The sequence below is a fragment of the Sphingomonas cynarae genome (assembly GCF_039537815.1).
GTDB lineage: Bacteria > Pseudomonadota > Alphaproteobacteria > Sphingomonadales > Sphingomonadaceae > Sphingomonas > Sphingomonas cynarae.
Genome location: NZ_BAABBF010000007.1, coordinates 45661 through 64229, shown reverse-complemented (window position 1 = coordinate 64229; position 18569 = coordinate 45661). Strand labels below are relative to the sequence as shown.

At 62.9% G+C, this 18569-nt stretch carries 12 protein-coding genes and 2 pseudogenes; 12 read left to right on the top strand and 2 right to left on the bottom strand.

From position 1 onward, the window contains the following. Complete coding sequence (locus ABD719_RS14380) at positions 1–2979, bottom strand: TrlF family AAA-like ATPase (protein WP_344694082.1); 2979 nt, start codon at positions 2977–2979, stop codon at positions 1–3. A 575-nt stretch (positions 2980–3554) separates the two neighbouring features. Between ABD719_RS14380 and ABD719_RS14375 the strand changes: the two are divergent. From ABD719_RS14375 to ABD719_RS14350, 7 genes and pseudogenes are all read left to right on the top strand, one after another. Next, positions 3555–4690: pseudogene (locus ABD719_RS14375) on the top strand (IS3 family transposase). Between the two features lie 138 nt (positions 4691–4828). Next, positions 4829–5134, top strand: a complete 306-nt coding sequence (locus ABD719_RS14370) for a hypothetical protein (protein ID WP_344694081.1) — start codon at positions 4829–4831, stop codon at positions 5132–5134. A 51-nt stretch (positions 5135–5185) separates the two neighbouring features. Beyond that, entirely contained in the window at positions 5186–6592 is a 1407-nt protein-coding gene (locus tag ABD719_RS14365) for a DUF2254 domain-containing protein (protein ID WP_344694080.1), read from the top strand. Between the two features lie 11 nt (positions 6593–6603). Continuing rightward, a complete protein-coding gene (locus tag ABD719_RS14360; RefSeq protein ID WP_344694079.1) occupies positions 6604–7581 on the top strand; it encodes a mechanosensitive ion channel family protein in 978 nt (325 codons plus the stop codon). Between the two features lie 7 nt (positions 7582–7588). Further along, a complete protein-coding gene (locus tag ABD719_RS14355) occupies positions 7589–8842 on the top strand; it encodes a cation:proton antiporter (protein WP_344694078.1) in 1254 nt (417 codons plus the stop codon). Between the two features lie 107 nt (positions 8843–8949). Continuing rightward, positions 8950–9696 (top strand): annotated as a pseudogene (locus tag ABD719_RS18720) (PAS domain-containing protein); the annotation flags it as partial. Then, positions 9691–11766 (top strand): ATP-binding protein, encoded by a 2076-nt coding sequence (locus ABD719_RS14350; RefSeq protein ID WP_425567185.1) that lies wholly within the window; start codon positions 9691–9693, stop codon positions 11764–11766. The pseudogene ABD719_RS18720 and the gene ABD719_RS14350, both read left to right, overlap by 6 nt. Positions 11767–11844: 78 nt before the next feature. Here the strand turns inward: ABD719_RS14350 and ABD719_RS14345 are convergent, their stop codons facing one another. Further along, positions 11845–12186: a DUF6894 family protein gene (locus ABD719_RS14345; protein ID WP_344694076.1), complete on the bottom strand. Its 342-nt coding sequence runs from the start codon at positions 12184–12186 to the stop codon at positions 11845–11847. A 315-nt stretch (positions 12187–12501) separates the two neighbouring features. Between ABD719_RS14345 and ABD719_RS14340 the strand changes: the two genes are divergently transcribed. The 5 genes from ABD719_RS14340 to ABD719_RS14320 all read left to right on the top strand — a co-directional run bounded on the left by ABD719_RS14340 (position 12502) and on the right by ABD719_RS14320 (position 18522). Next, positions 12502–13047 (top strand): RNA polymerase sigma factor, encoded by a 546-nt coding sequence (locus ABD719_RS14340; protein ID WP_344694074.1) that lies wholly within the window; start codon positions 12502–12504, stop codon positions 13045–13047. Then, positions 13044–13889 carry a FecR family protein gene (locus ABD719_RS14335; protein ID WP_344694073.1) on the top strand — a complete coding sequence of 282 codons (846 nt, stop codon included), beginning with the start codon at positions 13044–13046 and terminating at the stop codon, positions 13887–13889. Before ABD719_RS14340 ends, ABD719_RS14335 begins: the two co-directional genes overlap by 4 nt. Before the next feature lie 111 nt (positions 13890–14000). After that, a complete protein-coding gene (locus ABD719_RS14330) occupies positions 14001–17009 on the top strand; it encodes a TonB-dependent receptor (protein ID WP_344694072.1) in 3009 nt (1002 codons plus the stop codon). Then, on the top strand, positions 16997–17815 hold the full coding sequence (locus tag ABD719_RS14325) for an acid phosphatase (RefSeq protein WP_344694071.1): 819 nt from the start codon (positions 16997–16999) through the stop codon (positions 17813–17815). Before ABD719_RS14330 ends, ABD719_RS14325 begins: the two co-directional genes overlap by 13 nt. Continuing rightward, on the top strand, positions 17812–18522 hold the full coding sequence (locus tag ABD719_RS14320; RefSeq protein ID WP_344694069.1) for an NPP1 family protein: 711 nt from the start codon (positions 17812–17814) through the stop codon (positions 18520–18522). Before ABD719_RS14325 ends, ABD719_RS14320 begins: the two co-directional genes overlap by 4 nt. Positions 18523–18569: the final 47 nt, after the last annotated feature.

Sequence of the window (18569 nt, the reverse complement as noted above, 5' to 3'; positions counted from 1 at the left end):
CTACCGGTCGAGATGGACCCGCAATCGGCGTGCGCGCTCCTTAAACGCTCGCTCTCCGCCTTCCAGGATGTCGCACACATGATCGCGCATGGCAGCATTCTCGAGGCCGCCGCTGATATAGGTGATCGGCGGAAGCTCGCCCGGCGCGTGCGTTCCGGCCGTGGCAACGATGATCTGATCCGCATCGGTGTTCACCACCAGGTTCGCGTTGTGCGTCACCATGATGACCTGCCGTGTTTTCTTTGCTTCGATAAACAGTGAGACTAACTCGTTGAAGATGGACTTCGGATCGAGATTCTCCTCTGGCTGATCAATAATAAGTGGTCGGTCATCCGCATCATCGAGCGACAGGTATAGCAGCAACAGGACAATGCCGCGTGTTCCGGGCGACAGCTTCCGGATGTCTGTCCCCTCATAGTCGATGCTGTAGGAGATCGTGATGTGGTCGGTGCCATAAAGCCACTTAGCGAAACGCTTGAGCCAGGATCGGTAATCGGCCTGTTGAGATTTCGGCACCTCCGAGAGTTCGAGCAACTCAGTCGCATGCGCCTGCCGAAAGCCACTCATCGCCGCGACAACGGCATCGGCATCACCACTCGTCCATGCCCGTTGAAGGAGGCCCTCCGCCCACCCCCTCAAGGTTCCCACGCCTTTGAACGGTCCGGTACGGCGCTTGTCGAAAAGCCCCTCCCCTTCTCGCGCCCATCGATCGATGTCGGCAGAGCGCATGACGGAAAAAGAGAGCTTGTTTAATGTGCCCGATGCGGACGCGAGGCGGTCCATCAGCGGGCCGTAAAGCGTGTGGAGGGCCTGCTCCTCTCCGGCGATCGATTGGAAGATTCGCCGATATGCGTCCTCTCGATCCACCTGTAGCAGTTTAACCCGCGCATCCGCTCCTTTTGCGTCCTCCAATGCATCGCGAAGCCGCTTCAGAGCCGCGTTCTCATCGCCGATCTTTGTCGTAAGCGCGCGCAACCGGCTGGCGGTATCTGTATCGATATTGATGAGGCGCTGGAGACGGGAAATTTCGGCTTCTAGAACGCCAAGCGCGGCCTTTTTCGGGTCCTCGCCCTCGCCAAGATACGACAGCTTGTCATTGGCCAACGCAGCAGGCGTCGCTCCGCGCCACAGCTCGACTTGCCGCATGGCCTTGACCAATTTGACCTGGAGGGTTCCATCGACATCGCCCGTGTAGGTTTGTCGGAAAAGCTCCCAATCGGTCTCCTCGAGCTTCGCGCCTGAGAACGAATGCTTCGCACTGCGCAGCGCCAGGGGAGCTCGGTTTTTCCGAAAATCGCCGACGTCATTGCTAAGCGAGAGGAGGGTCTGGCTCTGTTGGGCCCATACGCGAATTTGCGTCCGGACGTGGTCAGCAGCGTCCGATAACTCGTTCAGTCTTGCAATGCGTTCCGGGGCACCACCGACGACCATAGCATCGCGGGCCTTCACATAGCCGGAGACGAGCAACTCCTTTTGCTTAATCTGCGATCCCAGAGTGCCAATCTGACTTTGCTTCTCCCGCTCAGACCCGATCAAGTCGGACAGGTTCCAGACCGCCTCTTCGTCGCGCTCGCGGTTGTCGCGCAGCACCGACGTGCGCAGATCCAGCAGCTCGTCAAAGTCGGTCGACCCATCGCGCTCTAGTGTGTCGTGGGCTTCGAAGATCACACGCTCGATCTCAGCGAGCAGCTCGTCCTTCATGCCGTCGGAGGAACACAGCTCCTCCACAAATTTCTGTGAGAGATAGCTCGCTCGAGGATACATGGAAGGGTCCCGACTGCCGACCACAAGTTCGCGCTCATCCTCGTCACCGCTCTCCCAGGTTAGTTTGACCCCGGCCCCGTCGAGATGCTCGCTTGCTCGGACGATGAAGGAGGCGTTGCTCAACCGATCGACGGTCGCATCGCACCCTGTAGCGATCGCGTCGGCGAGCGCAGTTTTGCCAGATCCGCGCGCGCCGATGATAGCGATAAGGCCCGGATTGAGCGCGAGCCGCGGGCTCTTGGCCCAATCCGCGTCAAGCATTTCGACGCCAGCAATGACGCGCGCGGGTGTGGCGCGAAAGGGCGGCTGGTTACCGACAAAGGCGCGCCCAGCTGGGTCGATACAGGCTTGACGCAGCGCATCGAATTCCAAGCCGCCCTTGATCCAGGAAAATCGATCTCCGAATGGCTTGCCGACAGTGTCCTGGTCATGGGCGTCGCTCCCATGCAGGCATGGCTTGCATCCGTTATAGCGATCTCGCAGCGCTTCCTCTGGAAGCCCCTTTTTCCCTAACCAGAAATCCCGTTGCGCGGCGCTGCTTGCGAAGATGATATGGGCAAAGGCCTCGATCTCCGCTCTCAACGTCGTATCGCTGGCATCACGAATGCCGGAAGTACCGTCGGTTTCGGCCCCGGCCACTGCGATCAGGATGTTTGCCTGCGCCCAATCGCTTTGGCCATACTCCTGTCTGAGCTGCCGAAAATTGACCTTAAACTGCGACGCACCGTGCTTCAGCGCGGCACCATCATCGACAATTTCTGGTTTCGCGCGCTTGCCCAGCTTGATGAGATCATCGCGATGGCAGCAAAAATCATCGCCATGCGCATTGAACCGCAGCCGGCCCAGAAAGCGCTCGGTTTCGGCGACGTGGTCCGGATCCTCCGGACTGATCAATAAATGAAGATTGGTCCACCGTTCCTTAACCGTTGCAACGTCCAAGCGCACTTCGACATTTGCGAAGATCAGATCGACCGCCGACAGCCGCTCATCACTCGCGGCCCTCGCTTTGACCTGCTGATAGGTATCGAGACGATAGTAGTCGGTGACCGCGATGGCGCGAATGGCCGGAGACGCTTCTTCGATATGGCGAAAATATTCGCCCCATACATCCGCGCCCCTGAACTGATCATTGAAAAGTGTGCCAGGCGCATGGATGTGTGGCTCCCATCGGTGCCACAACGAGCCCGCGTTGTTCTGGTCTGCCTTCATCGTCATCGTTGACCCGTTGCCCGCCTAAAGCCCCAATGTCTAACCGATCTTGGCCATGAGTCGACCAGCGGCTTCCTGCTCTGCAGCGAGGTTTCGATCGTCATCACGTTATCCATCCCGAAATATATCTCCCTCGCGTCGCTTACTGTGATCTCCGCCCGAAAGCGGGCAGGCCGCTATCCACCACCGACAGGCGTTTGACGCCCGTGCCCGGCCACATGAACGAATGGCAGCTTTCGCTCGGGGCTTCTCGAAAGCGGCCAGTCAGCAATCCACCAAAGTTGGACTTGACGGATGGCGAATAGTGAACTCATAACATAGTACACACAGGTACACGCCGTGTGTACAAACCGATGGGTAAGCAGCTCACGAAACCCGCAGAAATGCGTGCTTTTCAGCTGGAAGAACGCCTCTCGTAGGGGTCACCATGCTAGTCTTTCCAATGACTTAGCCGGTGCTGAAAGAGATTTGCCTCACACCGATTTGCCCGCGCGATGGTCTAAAATTGGTTTCGCGATGCCATGACCTGCTCCCCAGAAATCATGCCATTGGTAAGTTAGCTCGTCAGATGGAGACGAGTGATGCGGCGAGGCCGATTTACCGAGGATCAGATCATTGGGGTACTGCGAGAACATGAAGCTGGCGTGAAGACGGCCGAGTTGTGCCGGAAGCACGGGATCAGCGATGCGACGTTCTACAACTGGAAGGCGAAGTACGGCGGGATGACCGTGTCGGAAGCGGCGCGGTTGCGGGCGCTGGAGGACGAGAACCGCCGGCTGAAGAAGCTGCTGGCGGAATCGATGTTGGACGTGTCGGCGCTGAAGGATCTGCTGGGAAAAAACTGACCCGGTCTGTGGATCGCTACGCTGCGGTGGAGAAGCTGATGGCCGACCACGGCTTCTCCGAGCGTCGCGCCTGCAGGCTGATCGGGGTCAACCGGTCGGCATGGCAATATGAGCCGCTTCGCGGGAAGGACGAAGCTGTCCGTGAGCGGATGCGTGAGATCGCCAACGAGCGCCGCCGGTTCGGCTATCGCCGGCTGGCGATCCTGCTCAGGCGCGAGGGGAAAGGCATGAACCTGAAGAAGGTGTATCGGCTGTATCGCGAGGAGTGGCTGACGGTGCGCAAGCGCGGTGGCCGCAAGCGCGCGCCTGGCACGCAGGCGCCGATGGCGATCCCGCAGGAACCCAACCAGCGCTGGTCTCTCGACTTCGTGTCGGACTCATTGGCCTGCGGCCGGCGGTTCCGTATGCTCAACGTCATCGACGATGACAGCCGGGAGTGCTTGGCGTGCATCGCCGACACCTCGTTGTCAGGTCGGCGCGTGATGCGCGAACTCACCGCCATCGCCGAACGCCGCGGGCTGCCGTGCATGGTGGTCAGCGACAACGGCACCGAGTTGACCAGTCATGCCGTCCTCGCCTGGTGTCAGGACACCGGGGTCGAGTGGCACTACATCGCCCCGGGGAAGCCGCAGCAGAATGGCTTTGCGGAATCGTTCAATGGTCGCTTGCGCGACGTGTAACCGCATGCGGTTACACTGAACGAACACCTGTTCCCCTCGTTGGCTGCGGCGAGACGGATCATCGAGGCATGGCGGACTGACTACAACACTGTGCGTCCGCACAGCAGCCTTGGCGGGTTGGCACCCGCCGAGTTTACCAACCGCCCCCGCCAGGGGCATATGGACACCGAAGCTAACTTATCGACGGCCTGAAAACAGGGAGCAGGTCAACGGCAGACAGAGTTGATCCAGATTTGGAACCGCTGTGGTTGTTCCTCTGTTGACCCATACCGGACTGTGCGCTCGGCGCGCTTGGAAAACATCCTGGCGCTTTACGTCAGGAGAGATGCTGTGAGATCGATCATTACCCTGGTGGCACTTGCTGCCGTGCTTCCACTGGCGGCATGCAACAAGAGCCCGTCCGACAAGCTCGCCGATCGCGTTGAGAATGCAGCCGACACCCGTGCCGACGCGATGGAAGCAAACGCCGACATACTCCGCAATCAGGCCGCTCAGCTCGACAGTCGTGCCGAGAAGGCGCGCGACACCGGCGAGGCTCGTTCGGATGCCATTGAGGCAGCCGACATGAACGTTGCCGGCCTGAGCCAGGATCAGCGCGACGCCATTGTCGCCAATCAGGCCGCAGCCGTCCGCTAATCCTTCGCCCGGCCGGCAATCCGGCCGGGCGCCAGTCGAAAGCCTTGCCTCATGAATGCCGGCTTTCGCCGTCTGGCCGATTATCTCGGCTCCAGCTACTGGTTCGTCCCGACCATCATGGCCATTGCAGCGGTGCTGCTGGCAGGCGCTATGGTCGCCCTGGACACGATGGTCGGTTCGTCCTGGATGGACAACTATGTCTGGCTGTACGCGTCGCGGCCTGACGGGGCGCGGCAGGTGCTGTCGTCGGTCGGTGGGTCGATGATTACCGTGGCTGGTACGGTGTTCTCGGTGACCATCGCCGCTGTCGTCTACGCATCGGGCCAGTACGGGCCCCGTCTGCTGACGAACTTCATGCGCGATCGCGGCAATCAGGTGACGCTCGGCACCTTTATTGCGACCTTCCTCTACTGCCTGCTGGTGCTGCGCACGATCCACTCGGCCGAAGAGTCCGGCGGCTACGGCTTCGTGCCCAACCTTGCGCTGCTGGTCGGGGTGCTGCTGGCGCTCTGCTCGATCGCCGTGCTGATCTACTTCATCCACCACGTACCCAGCAAAATCCATATCAACAGCGTAATCGAGGATGTCGGCGATCGCCTGCTGCGCGGTATCGACGATCGCTTCCCTCGCTTCGTCGGCAACTCGCCTGACGATCATGCCGCGACCAAAGCAAACATTCCCGCCACCTTCCGCGCCGATGCCAGCGAAGGCGTTGCCCAACAGCGGCGGATCGTTGCGGCCAGGGATACCGGCTATATCCAGTTCCTCGATGATGAGGCAGTCCTACGGCTGGCCACCAAGCATGATCTCGTTTTGCGCCTGCAATATCAGCCCGGTGACTTCGTTCATGTCGGCCGGGCGCTGATAGAGGTTTGGCCGCCTGAGAAGTGCGACGATGCCTGTGCGGACGATCTACGCAACACGGTTGGAGTTGGCTCGCGACGCTCGGCGTTGCAGGATTTGCGCTTTCTCGTCGATGAACTGGTCGAGATCGCGGCACGGGCACTGTCGCCCGGCGTCAACGATCCCTTCACGGCCGTGACCTGCCTCGACTGGTTGAGCGCAGCCATGTCCGACCTCGCCGGACGATCGCTCCCGTCACACCTTCGCGTCGATGACGAAGGTGTCCTCCGCGTCATCGCCCATCCAACCACCTTCGCGTCCCTGATGGACCGCTCGTTCGGCGCTCTGGCGCAGTATTGCGCGGCCGACATGGTGGCGAGCCTGCGCTACCTCAATGCGCTGGGCGAGGTATCGCTCGACTGTGACGAGCCTGACCGGCTAACCACGATCCGCCTTTATGCCGACAGGCTGGAGGAACTGGCCGCCGAGGCGCTGAAGGGCTTTAATCTCGCCCGCGTTCGTACTCGCACGGTCGAACTCCGCACTGCACTCGATCAACCCGACTACAAACGTCGCCTGCGCGATGGCACCGCCTGGCTTGCCGGCACGGCCTGAGGAACAGCATCATGAACACTCCCTCGGCCAAGGCGATCCATCCGTCCGAGATCTGGACGACCGTCAACGGCATGGTCAACGGCTTCCTCGCCATGCTGCCGTTGCTGCTGGCCGGGCTGATCGTCTTCCTGATCTTCTGGGGCGTCGCGTCGGGCGTTCGCCGCGGCGTCGAGGCGTTCGCCGCCAAACGGTCCGAGTTTCCGAGCGCCGGCATGGCGTTCGGCCGGCTCGCCTACATTGCGCTCATGCTGCTCGGTGCCTTGATCGCGGCCACCGTCGCGTTTCCATCGGTCACGCCTGCCAAGCTGTTCTCGGCGCTCGGGATCGGGGGTGTCGCGATCGGCTTTGCGTTCAAGGACATCTTCCAGAACCTGCTCGCCGGTATCCTGCTCCTCATCCGCCACCCATTTCGTGCCGGTGACGAGATAACCACCGGGGGCGGCTTCACCGGTACGGTGGAATCGATCGAGACCCGCGCCACCTACATCCGCACCTATGACGGCCAACGGGTAATCGTACCCAACAGCGTGATCTATACCGAGACGGTGACCGTCATCACCGCCTACGACTTGCTGCGTAGCGAGTATGACGTCGGCATCGGCTATGGCGACGACGTCACCACGGCACGGCGGATCGCGCTGGACGCAGTAAAGGGCATCGAAGGTGTCCTCGCCGATCCCGCGCCCGATGTGTTGCTGTGGGATCTTGCCGGATCGTCCAAGAATCTGCGGGTGCGCTGGTGGACGAGACCCAAGCGGTCGGGCGTTGTTCAGGTTCGTGACCGGGTCCTGCAGGCAGTCTCCGAGGCACTGGTAGGTGCCGGGATTGATCTGCCGTTCCCCACCACCCAGGTGCTGTTCCACGATCAAACCGAGGCAAGTGACGGCGATCGTCGTCGACAACGCGAAGGCTGGCCAGCAGGAGACAATGTTCCCCAGCCGCGCCACATCAACGCGCTGACCATCACGCGCAGCGACAACAAGGACTGATCAGACCGTGCTGACCCCGTTCGACGCCGCAGCGATCCTCATCGTGCTCGCCGCGGTGCTCGGCTACTTCAATCACCGTGTCCTGAAACTGCCCTCATCCATCGGGCTGACGATCATGGGGGCGGTCGCGTCGTTGCTCGTCGTCGGAATCGATCGGCTGTTACCCGGCAGTCAGGTCGGCGAGCAAGTGGTCGGCTTCATCGCCGGCATCGACTTCCACACCACGCTGATGGACGGCATGCTGTCCTTCCTGCTCTTCGCAGGCGCGCTGCACGTGAAGTGGGACGATATGCGCCGCGGACGCTGGCCGATCGTCGTGCTCAGCACCGTTGGCGTGCTGCTATCGACCCTCATCATCGGCGGTGGCTTCCATGTGATCGCCGGGTGGCTCGGTCTTGCCGTGCCGCTGATCTGGTGCCTCGTCTTTGGCGCGCTAATCAGCCCAACGGACCCTGTCGCCGTCATGGGGATCCTCAGCCGGGCAGAGGTATCGCCGACGCTGAAGGCGACGGTGGCCGGTGAAAGCCTGTTCAATGACGGTGTCGGTGTCGTCGTCTTCGCCATCCTGCTTGAGGCCGCGCTTGGTACCGAGCCGCTCTCGTTTGGCCACGGCGCGGCGCTGTTCCTGCAGGAGGCCGGTGGAGGCGTGCTCCTGGGGCTGGCTGCAGGTTGGATCGGCTACCGGGCAATGCGCTCGATCGACGAATACAATGTCGAGGTGATGATCTCGCTGGCGGTGGTGATGGGGGGCTATGCGCTTGCCGCGCAACTCCACGTCAGCGGCCCGGTCGCCATGGCGGTTGCCGGCCTGCTGATCGGCAACAAGGGTGTTGCTGATGCGATGAGCGACATCACGCGCGATTACCTGCTGAAGTTCTGGGCGTTGATCGATGACATCCTCAACGCGGTCCTGTTCCTGCTGATCGGGCTCGAGGTTGTGACCATCCCCTGGGATCCGCGGCTGATCGCTCTCGGGCTTGCGGCCGTACCACTGGTGCTGCTGGCCCGCGGAATCGCAGTGGTCGCACCACTCGCCGTCCTGCAGCCGATCCTGTCGCTGGGACGGCTCGCCCCGCTGACGCTGATTTGGGGCGGCCTGCGTGGCGGCATTTCGGTCGCACTGGCGCTTGGCCTGCCGGACGGCCCAGCGCGGTCGATCGCGCTGGCCGCCACCTATATTGTCGTGCTGTTCTCGGTCATCGTGCAGGGCGGCACCGTTGAGCGCTTCCTTGACCGAGCCAAAGCTCACGGTGCGACGTAGCTGGTCACGTACCCATCGCCTGAACAGGCGCAGCAGTGCAAAGAGAGCCTAAGCAGGCTAATCTATGTAAGTAATGCTTTTTTCGCTCTTCGAGCAGGTGAGTTGGCATGACGGAAGCGACAGGAAACGGCACCCGGTATCGGGCGATCTTCGAGAGTGCCGTCGATTTCGCGATCATCGGCCTTGGCACCGATGGCCTGATCACCGACTGGAACAGCGGGGCCGAACGGATCTTCGGATGGACGGCCGAGGATATCCGTGGCCAGCCTGCAGATCGCTTTTTCACGCCCGAGGATCAGGCGGCAGACCGGCCCGGTGTCGAGATGCATTGCTCGCTTACGGAAGGGCGGGCAACCGATGAGCGCTGGCACCTGAAGAAAGATGGGACGCGCTTCTGGGCCAATGGCGAGATGATGCCATTGCGCGCCGAGGATGGCTCCCACATCGGCTACGTTAAAATCCTCCGTGATCGCACGGCGCAGCGCCGGATTACTGAAGAAGCCCGCCTTGATGCCGAATTTCTTCGTGGAATTCTCGCGTCGTCAGACGACTGCATCAAGATCCTCGATCTGGACGGCGATCTTCTGTCCATGACCGAAGGCGGCATGAAGGTCATGGAAGTCACCGACTTCGAAGCGATCCGGGGTTGTGCCTGGACCAGCTTCTGGACCGATCAGGGCAATGCCGATGCCAAGGCGGCGGTCGAAACGGCGCGTCATGGGGGAACCGCGCACTTCCGTGGGCCGGCGAACACGATGGCTGGAACGCCAAGATGGTGGGACGTGAAAGTCACACCGATCCTTGGCCTCGACGGCAAACCGGATAAGCTACTTGCTGTCTCCCGCGATGTGTCCGTTCAGCGACGCGGGGAGGTCAACCGGGATGCCTTGCTGGAACTAGGCGATCGATTGCGCGACTGCAACTCGACCGCTGAGATCGCTTATGCGGCGGGCGAAGTCCTCGGCCGCACGCTGGGCGTCGACCGTGTAGGATACGGCGAAGTCGAGCCGACAACAGATACGCTGATCATCGAGCATGACTGGACGGTGCCTGACGTCGCATCGGTTCAGGGCGTGGTCCACTTCCGTGACTATGGATCATACATCAAAGATCTGAAGCGCGGCCGAGACGTCATCATCGACGGGATGGCTGCGGATCAGCGAGCGGATGCCGAAGCGCTTCGACAGGCGGCAGCGACCGCTCTGGTGAACATTCCTATCATGGAGCGCGGCGCACTGGCGGCGATCCTTTTCGTCAATCAACGCGACGCCCGCATGTGGACGGAAGCAGAGATCGCCTTCATCCGCGAGATCGCCGACCGGACACAGGTTGCGATCCAGCGGCACAAGGCGGAAGCCAGGTTGAACGACCTTGCCATCTCGCTTGAAGAACAGGTGGAACAGCGCACCGCCGATCGTAATCGCCTCTGGACGCTGTCGCGCGACGTCATGCTCGTGGCGGGGTTCGACGGGACAATCGCCGCGGTCAATCCGGCGTGGACCACAACGCTCGGCTGGTCCGAAACTGAACTGCTGTCCCGCAACTTTCTCGACCTCGTCCACCCCGACGATCTGATCGCCACGCAGAACGCCGCGGGTGCTCTGTCAGAAGGTACGGTTATCAGCCGGTTCGATAACCGGTATCGTCACAAGGACGGCAGCTATCGCACCCTGACATGGACCGCAGCACCCGGAGACGGACTGATCATCGCCGTCGCCAGAGACATCACGGCGGAACAGGATCAGGCCGAGGCGCTACGCCATGCCGAAGATGCGCTTCGGCAAGCCCAGAAGATGGAAGCGGTGGGACAGCTGACCGGCGGTCTGGCGCATGACTTCAACAACCTGCTGACCGGCATGATGGGCAATCTCGAACTGCTCCAAATTCGTGTCGCGCGCGGCCGGCTGGAGGATCTCGACCGCTTCATCAATGCGGCGCAAGGTGCAGGTCGCCGCGCTGCCGCACTTACCCAGCGGCTGCTCGCCTTCTCAAGGCGCCAGACGCTCGATCCGAAGCCGACCGATGTAAACCGGCTGATCGCCGGCTTCGAGGAGATGCTGGCCCGCACGGTAGGAGCGACGGTCGATATCGAGATCGTCGGCGCCGTTGGCCTGTGGCCGACGGAGATTGACGCAGGTCAGCTTGAGAACGCCATCCTCAACCTGTGCATCAACGGCCGCGACGCCATGCCTGATGGCGGCAGGCTCACGATTGAAACCGCGAACAAGTGGTTCGACGATCGTGCAGCGCAGGACCATGAGCTTCCCCCTGGTCAGTATATCTCGGTCTGCGTGACGGACAGCGGCACGGGCATGCCGCCAGAGGTGATCAAACGGGTGTTCGAGCCGTTCTTCACGACCAAGCCGATCGGGCAGGGAACGGGCCTCGGCCTATCGATGATCTACGGCTTCGCGCGCCAGTCCGGCGGCCATGTCCGCATCTATTCCGAGGTTGGCCAAGGTACGACCGTCTGCGTCTATCTGCCTCGCTACCACGGCGATGTCGACGACGACGTGGCCGAGACCCGGCGCATTGCAGCTGAGACTGCCGGTGGACAGACGATCCTTGTGGTGGATGACGAAGCCACCATCCGCCACCTGATCGACGAGGTGTTGGACGAGCAGGGCTATACCGTGATTGGTGCAGCGGATGGAGCGGCGGGTTTAAAGGTCTTGCAGTCCGGCGCCCGCATTGAGCTGCTTATTACCGACGTCGGCCTGCCGAACGGCATGAACGGCAGACAGGTGGCCGATCATGCGCGCGCGCTTCGGCCTGGATTGAAGGTGCTTTTCATCACCGGGTTCGCCGAGAACGCTGCGGTGGGGAACGGGCATCTCGAGCCGGGCATGGAGTTGCTCACCAAGCCGTTCACGCTGGAAGCGCTGACGAGCAAAGTGGCTGCGATGATCAAAGTGCCGTCTTGAACGAGAACGTGGGTTTGTTACCGCAGTCCTGAATTTCCAATGTCGCATATATCGCTATATCTGCAGCTGTAGGGTGTTTCAGTGAGATCGCCGACGCAGCCGGCCAAGCAACCCTGCGGGCAACGTCTTGTCCATGGCTACGGTGTCGATGACATCGTCATCGACGTCCACGATCAGGAAGCGGCGCATGCTGATGTCCCGGTAGTCGAGGATCGCGGCCGCCCATAACTGGCGAGCGGCCTTCAGTGCCTCCTGCCGTGCCGCCGCGACGTCGGGAAGCTCGCTGCCTTCGGTATCCTCGATGCGCTGTGTCCCATCTTCGCTATGAAGGAAAAAGCGGGGGATGCGACGGGATCCGTAGCCTGTGGATGACGTTGAAAGGCGCGGTGTAGGTGGCTTGGGTAGCGTAGGCCTGGACATAGCGGAGCAAGAGCTTGCGGATGCTCGTATGCTAGTCGAGCACGCGTTGCAGATCACCGCTGGCGATACTGTAGGCGGCGTCATCGACCTGCATGACGATACGATGCGGGGCACGATCCCCGGTTTGACGGCCTGATCCGCAGCGCCCGCCCCCGACATTCGTACCGCTCGCTCGCGGATTTCAGGCGCAAATCCGGTCGGACGTTGGAGACTCCGATAGTCCCCCAGAGCAATTCAGGCCGTTTCGGGCATGTGTCATGCCAGCTTCACGAAGCGCACCTAGCGGCTGCGACGGGTGATGGCCTGGGGTGACGGGTGGTAGTGATTGACGCAACGACGCTGGAACCGGCGGCACGGCGGAACGGGGACGACGAGCAGGCGCTCCACGCGCTGCTGCATCGCTTCGTGCTGAGCCGCCTGCGCGACCGGCACGATAGCGAGGATCTGGTTCAGGAGACATTCGTCCGCTTCTATGCCTATCGCAGCCGGCGCGTAGTGGAAGATGTCACCGCCTTCTGTCTTGCCGTTGCCGGCAACCTGATCCGGGACAGGTTTCGACAGCGAAGCGTGGCACCTGCCATGACGGAGGTTCCCGACACGCTGATCTGCCCGGTACCGCGGATCGACGAAGTATTGTTATACCGTCAGCGCGTCGCGCTGTTGTCCGCCGCGATCGAGGCGATGCCGCCGCTGCGGCGGGAAGTGTTCTTGCGCCGGCGGCTCGATGGCGACACCGTCGCCACGGTCGCCCGCGACCTCGACCTGACGCCGGCCGCGATCGAGAAGCACGTCACCCGCGCGCTCGCCGATCTGCGCCGCGCGCTGGAACGGCGCGACCTCTGGATCGGACCGGACGCATGATCCGGCAGACCGATGACATGCTGCATGCGAATGGCAAGAACGCCCCGGAGCTTGCGGAGGCGTTGGCGACCTGGCGCGAGCGGGGGCGACTGTCGAACGAGGAAGTACGCGCATTGCGGTCGCGCCGACGCACGGCCGGAAGCGTAGCAGGCGGCGCTTCGGCGATCCTGCTGGCGATCGGGCTGATCCAACCGTCGCTGCGCCCCGCGCCGGATCGAACCGCCACGCTGCAAACCGGGCGAGGCGAGACAAAAACCGTGCAACTGGTCGATGGCACGACGCTGCGGCTGGATGGCGCAACCCGTCTCTCCGTCCGCTATGGGCCAGCCGCCCGCGACGTTACCCTGGCCGGCGGGGCCGCCTTCTTCGACGTGACGCACGATCCCGCGCGTCCCTTCACCGTCCATGCCGGCGATGGCGCGGTGCGCGTGCTGGGGACGGCGTTCGAGGTCGATCGCACCGCGGGGCGGATGGAGGTGGCGGTCTATCGCGGTGCGGTACGGGTCGCGGGCTATCACGATACGCGTGGCAAATGGGTGCCGGCGGGTTGGCGTGGAAAGGTGGTACGCGGCCATGCGGGGCCCGCCACGCACTTCGACGGACAGGCGAAGACACGCGATCAGGGCTGGCTGGATGTCAACGAACTGCGGCTGGCCGATCTGGTGACGATCCTGAACCGGCAGGCGGGCCCGACGATCCTGCCGCCGCCCGTGGCGCTGGCGGATCTGCCGATCAGCGGGCGTTTCCGCACCGACGATCCGCAGTCCTTGCTCCACGCGCTTGGTACGTCCTATGGATTTACCATAGTAAAAGACAAGGACTCCATTCTGCTGTCAGAATAGTGACACACATCAGTCTTGCAATAGTAACATAATTTATCCTGTCCGTTATCGGATGCATCATCGTCTTCCTATCGGGAAAGCCATTTATTGGCTGATTTGGGGGATTTTGACATGCGATATTCGGTTATGATCTGTGCGGGTCTTTCCAGCCTGGCAATTGCACTGGCGGCGACGCCGGCCGTGGCGTCCGCCCGGATGCCAGCGTCGTGGACCACCCCCGGCAACTTCGCCATCCCGGCCGGCGACCTGCGCAGCAGCATCTCGCTCTATTCACGGGCGACGGGCATCCAGGTCGTGATCGCGGCGAACGATGCGGCGGGCCGGCGGTCTGCCGCGGTACGGGGACGGACGACCGCGCAGGCGGCACTGACCACGATGTTGCGCGGAACGGGGCTGGTCGCACGCATGCAGGGCGATCTGGTCGTGCTGCAGCAGGAAACGGTGTCGGCAGGTGCCTATCCCGTTTCCACGCAGGCGACGGGCGGCGACGAAGCGGAAGAGTCCAGCGACATCGTCGTCACCGGCCTGCGCAAGAGCCTGGAGAGCGCGATCGCGGCGCGGCGTGACGCGATCGGGCTGACCGACAGCATCTTCGCCAAGGACATCGCTGCCTTTCCCGACACCAATGTCGCCGAAAGCATCCAGCGCATCCCTGGCGTTCAGATCACCCGCGATGCCGGCGAGGGGCGGCAGATCGCGGTGCGCGGCCTGAACGCCGACTTCACCCGCGTCCGCCTGAACGGCATGGAAGCGCTGGCGACGACCGGCACCACCGACCAGCGCGGTGCGGTGAACCGGTCGCGCTCGTTCGACTTCAACATCTTTGCGTCCGAACTGTTCAGCCGGATCGATGTGGTAAAGGCCCGGTCGCCTTCGCTGGACGAGGGCGGGATCGCCGCGACGGTCGACCTGCATACGCTGCGCCCGTTCGACAATCCCGGCTTCCACGTCGTCGCATCGGGGCAGGCATTCTGGGCGACACGCACTGACGATGTCGGCCCGCGCGCCGCACTGGTGGTGTCGAAGACGACCGATGACGGCGTGTGGGGCGCGCTGGTCTCCGCCGCCTATTCGCGCCGGCAGGTGATCGAGGACGGCCACCAGACGCTGCGCTGGGCGACGGGCGGCTGGACGCTGGCCAATGTCGCGAGCACGATCGACCCCGCCCTTCGCGGACGCCTGAACACGCCTGCGTCGAGGATCGTGCAGCCCGACCAGCTCTTCTATCCGCGCACGCCGCGTTACTTCATCTTCGACCACGACCAGAAGCGGCTGGGGCTGACCGGTGCGTTCCAGTTCAGGCCCAGCGACGCGCTGCACGTCAATCTGGACGTGCTGTACGCGCGGCTGAAGTCGAGCCGGCTGGAATATTTCCTCGATGCGCAGTCGTTCAGCCGCACCGACGCGGCCGGCCTGCCCCAGACGACGATCAAGAACATGGTCGTCGACGGCAACGACATCGTTGCGGCCGAATTCGGCAACGTCGACAACCGCATGGATAATCGCCGCGACCTGAACGATACGAAATTCCACCAGATCGCGCTGACGACGACGTGGAAGCCGACCGACCGGCTGACGATCGACCTGCTCGCCGGGGTCGAGGGCTCCGACTACTCGGTCGATACGCGTACCTTGCAGATGCTGACCAACAATCGGGATTTCAGCTACGATTACCGGCCGAACGACCGCGTGCCGGTGATGACCTACGGCTTTTCGCTGACCGATCCGTCGGCGGTGGCACTCGACGTGTACCGGCCGCGCATCAACGTGGTCGACAACGACTATCGCGTCGGCAAGCTGGACCTGGCGTGGCGCGAAAACGATGCGGTGACGATGAAGGCGGGTGCCGCCTATACGCGCTACATCTTCGACACCGCCGAATTCGGACAGGACGTGACCAGCGTGCGTGGGCGCGCCGTCGCCGATCTGCTCCATGCGACATCGCCCTATACGTTCGGCAAGGCGCTCGACCGGCCGACGGGCACGCCCAGCCAGTGGCTGTACGTCGATTTCGACAAGGCATTACCGTTGGTCGATCCCAATAGCACCGCCCTCACCCGCAATCCCCAGAACGATCGTCGCGTGAAAGAGGAAGTGCTGGCCGGCTATGGCCAGCTCGATCTGACCGGAGAGATTGGCGGGCTTGCCCTGCGTGCCGATGCCGGCGTGCGCGTCGCCCGGACGCGGACCACGGCGACCGGCGCGGTAATCGTCGCCGGCGTCGCGCAGCCGGTGACGTTCGAGCGGCAATATACCGACTGGCTGCCCTCGGCCAATATGGTGCTGGAACTGTCGCGGAAGGTGCAACTGCGTGCCAGTGCCAACCGCAACATCACCCGGCCGACGCTGACGTCGCTGACGCCGGGTGGGCAGGTGCAGGTGAACACCCGCACCGTTTCGGTCGGCAACCCGGACCTCAACCCATTCCGGGCGGACTCGTTGGACCTCGCGCTGGAATTCTATCCGTCGCGCGACGGGTTTTTCGCGATCGGGCCGTTCTACAAAAAGATCGGCAGCTTCATCACCAACCGGACCACCGAACAGACCTATGCCGCATCCGGCTACCCGATCGCTTTCCTCGGCGACCAGAAGGTAGCCCAACCCGACAGTCGCTTCCTGTTCACCCAGCCGGTCAATGGCGAGGGAACGAGCCTGAAGGGATTGGAAGTAATCGCCCAGCAGGCATTCACCTTTTTGCCCGGCATATTCCGTCATCTCGGCGCAAGCGCGAACTACACCTACACGAGTTCCAAAACCGATTATCAGATCTCGCCCACCCAAACCGTGCGAGACTCGCTGATCGGCCTCTCGCGCCATTCGGCCAACGCGACGCTTTACTACGAAACCCCGGTCTATGGCGGGCGGGTATCGGCCAATTACCGGTCGCGCTACCTGACCGCGGTACCGGGCGCTAACGACAACGACATCGCCGGGGTGAATGCCGCGACCTATGTCGACGCCTCGCTGTTCTGGAACGTCACCCCGCGGTTCACGGTCACCCTGGAGGGCGTGAACCTGACCAATCAGGCGGAGGATCAGTTCGTCGACAGTTCCGACCGGGTGAGCAGCTATGCGCGCAGTGGCCGCCAGTTGCTGGCCGGTGTGCGGTGGCGGATGTGATTACCGCCCGCCGCACCATTGTACTGGTCGCCATGTGGGCGGCAGCGACGGCGGCGTCCGGGCAGGACCGGGTGGTGGAGGGCGCCGATGGCGTGGTGCCTCCGCCCGCGGCCGGGACGCCGGCGGGACCTTCCTCCGGCTATCTCGCCGCTGCGGACCGACCTGACCTGACGCGCATCCTGCCTGGCCCTCCAGCGCCGGGATCGGCCGGTGCGCAGGCGGACGTACAACTGTTCGCCGACACGCGCCGCCTGATCGGCACCGCGCGCTGGCAGCAGGCGCAGGCCGATGTATCGGGTGACCTTCCCGTCCGGTTCCGTGATGCGATCGGCTTTGCCATCGACACCGGACGCACGCCGGCGTTCGCACGGTTGCTCGCCCGTTTCGGGGCGGATCGTTCCGCGGCGGTCGGCACGGCCAAGCGCCACTGGCAGGTGCCGCGTCCGTTCGTCGCCAACGATCTGCCGATCTGCGAGGCGCGGACCCCCTCGCTTATCGCCAACGGCGACTATCCATCCGGTCACGCGGCCAACGGCATGGCCTTCGCGCTGCTGCTCGCCGAATTGCTGCCCGACCGCGCCACGCCATTGCTCGCACGCGGTCGCGACTATGCCGATAGCCGCGGGATATGCGGATCGCACTCGGCCAGCGCGATCGAGGGCGGGTTGCTTGCCGCGGCCGCGATCGTCGCGGCGGCGCATGGCTCCGCCGCCTTTCGCAACGACATGCTCGGCGCGCGCACCGAACTGGAGGCGCTTCGCAGTTCGTCGCAACCCACTGTTCACCACAAAGGAGAAGACCAATGACCCTTTCCACGCTGAACCCGACGTCGCGATGGGCGATCCTGGCGCTGGTCGGCCTGTCCGTGGCGGCCGATGCCGCCGTCATCCCGCATAATCAGGTTCGCGGCTTCGCCGACAGCACCTCGGGCTATTTCAAGACGTTCCAGCCCTACCTCAAGGTATTCTCGGGATGCGTGCCGTTTCCGGCGGTCGATGCTGCCGGCAACGTCAGCGGCGGGCTGGAAGCATCGGGCGCGATGAACGGCCATTGTTCCAGCAGCCCCGGTCAGGTCTATGTCAATCAGGGCCAGTATCGCGGCGAATGCGCCGTCATGTATTCCTGGTATTTCCCCAAGGACCAGAATGTCGACGGACCGGGCAACAAGGGCCATCGCCATGACTGGGAAAACATCGTCGTCTGGCTGTCGAGCTGCGCCCCGAATGCGCGGGTCAACGCGGTCAGCTATTCCGACCACGCTACCTACATAAAGCAGACCCGGCCGCAGATGGACGGCACGCATCCGCTGGTCGCCTATCAGCAGAATCCGTTCCCGCTCGACCACTCGCTGGTGAACACCTCCACCCGTGGCGGCATGCAGCCCGCGGTCAGCTGGCTCGGGATGACCAACGCCGCCCGCGGTACGCTGGAAAACTACAATTTCGGCAAGGCCAACGTGCCGTTCAACAGCAAGAACTTCTTCAACAACCTCGCCAAGGCCTATTATCGCTGACCTCGACGCGCCGGTGCCGAAAGGTATCGGCGCATTTTCCTATCAGG

Bases quoted from the DNA above. Each gene is read 5' to 3' on its own strand.
- ABD719_RS14380 (WP_344694082.1), bottom strand. From the start codon at position 2,979: ATGACGATGAAGGCAGACCAGAACAACGCGGGCTCGTTGTGGCACCGA.
- ABD719_RS14365 (WP_344694080.1), top strand. From the start codon at position 5,186: ATGAATGCCGGCTTTCGCCGTCTGGCCGATTATCTCGGCTCCAGCTAC.
- ABD719_RS14360 (WP_344694079.1), top strand. From the start codon at position 6,604: ATGAACACTCCCTCGGCCAAGGCGATCCATCCGTCCGAGATCTGGACG.
- ABD719_RS14345 (WP_344694076.1), bottom strand. From the start codon at position 12,186: ATGTCCAGGCCTACGCTACCCAAGCCACCTACACCGCGCCTTTCAACG.
- ABD719_RS14335 (WP_344694073.1), top strand. From the start codon at position 13,044: ATGATCCGGCAGACCGATGACATGCTGCATGCGAATGGCAAGAACGCC.
- ABD719_RS14330 (WP_344694072.1), top strand. From the start codon at position 14,001: ATGCGATATTCGGTTATGATCTGTGCGGGTCTTTCCAGCCTGGCAATT.
- ABD719_RS14320 (WP_344694069.1), top strand. From the start codon at position 17,812: ATGACCCTTTCCACGCTGAACCCGACGTCGCGATGGGCGATCCTGGCG.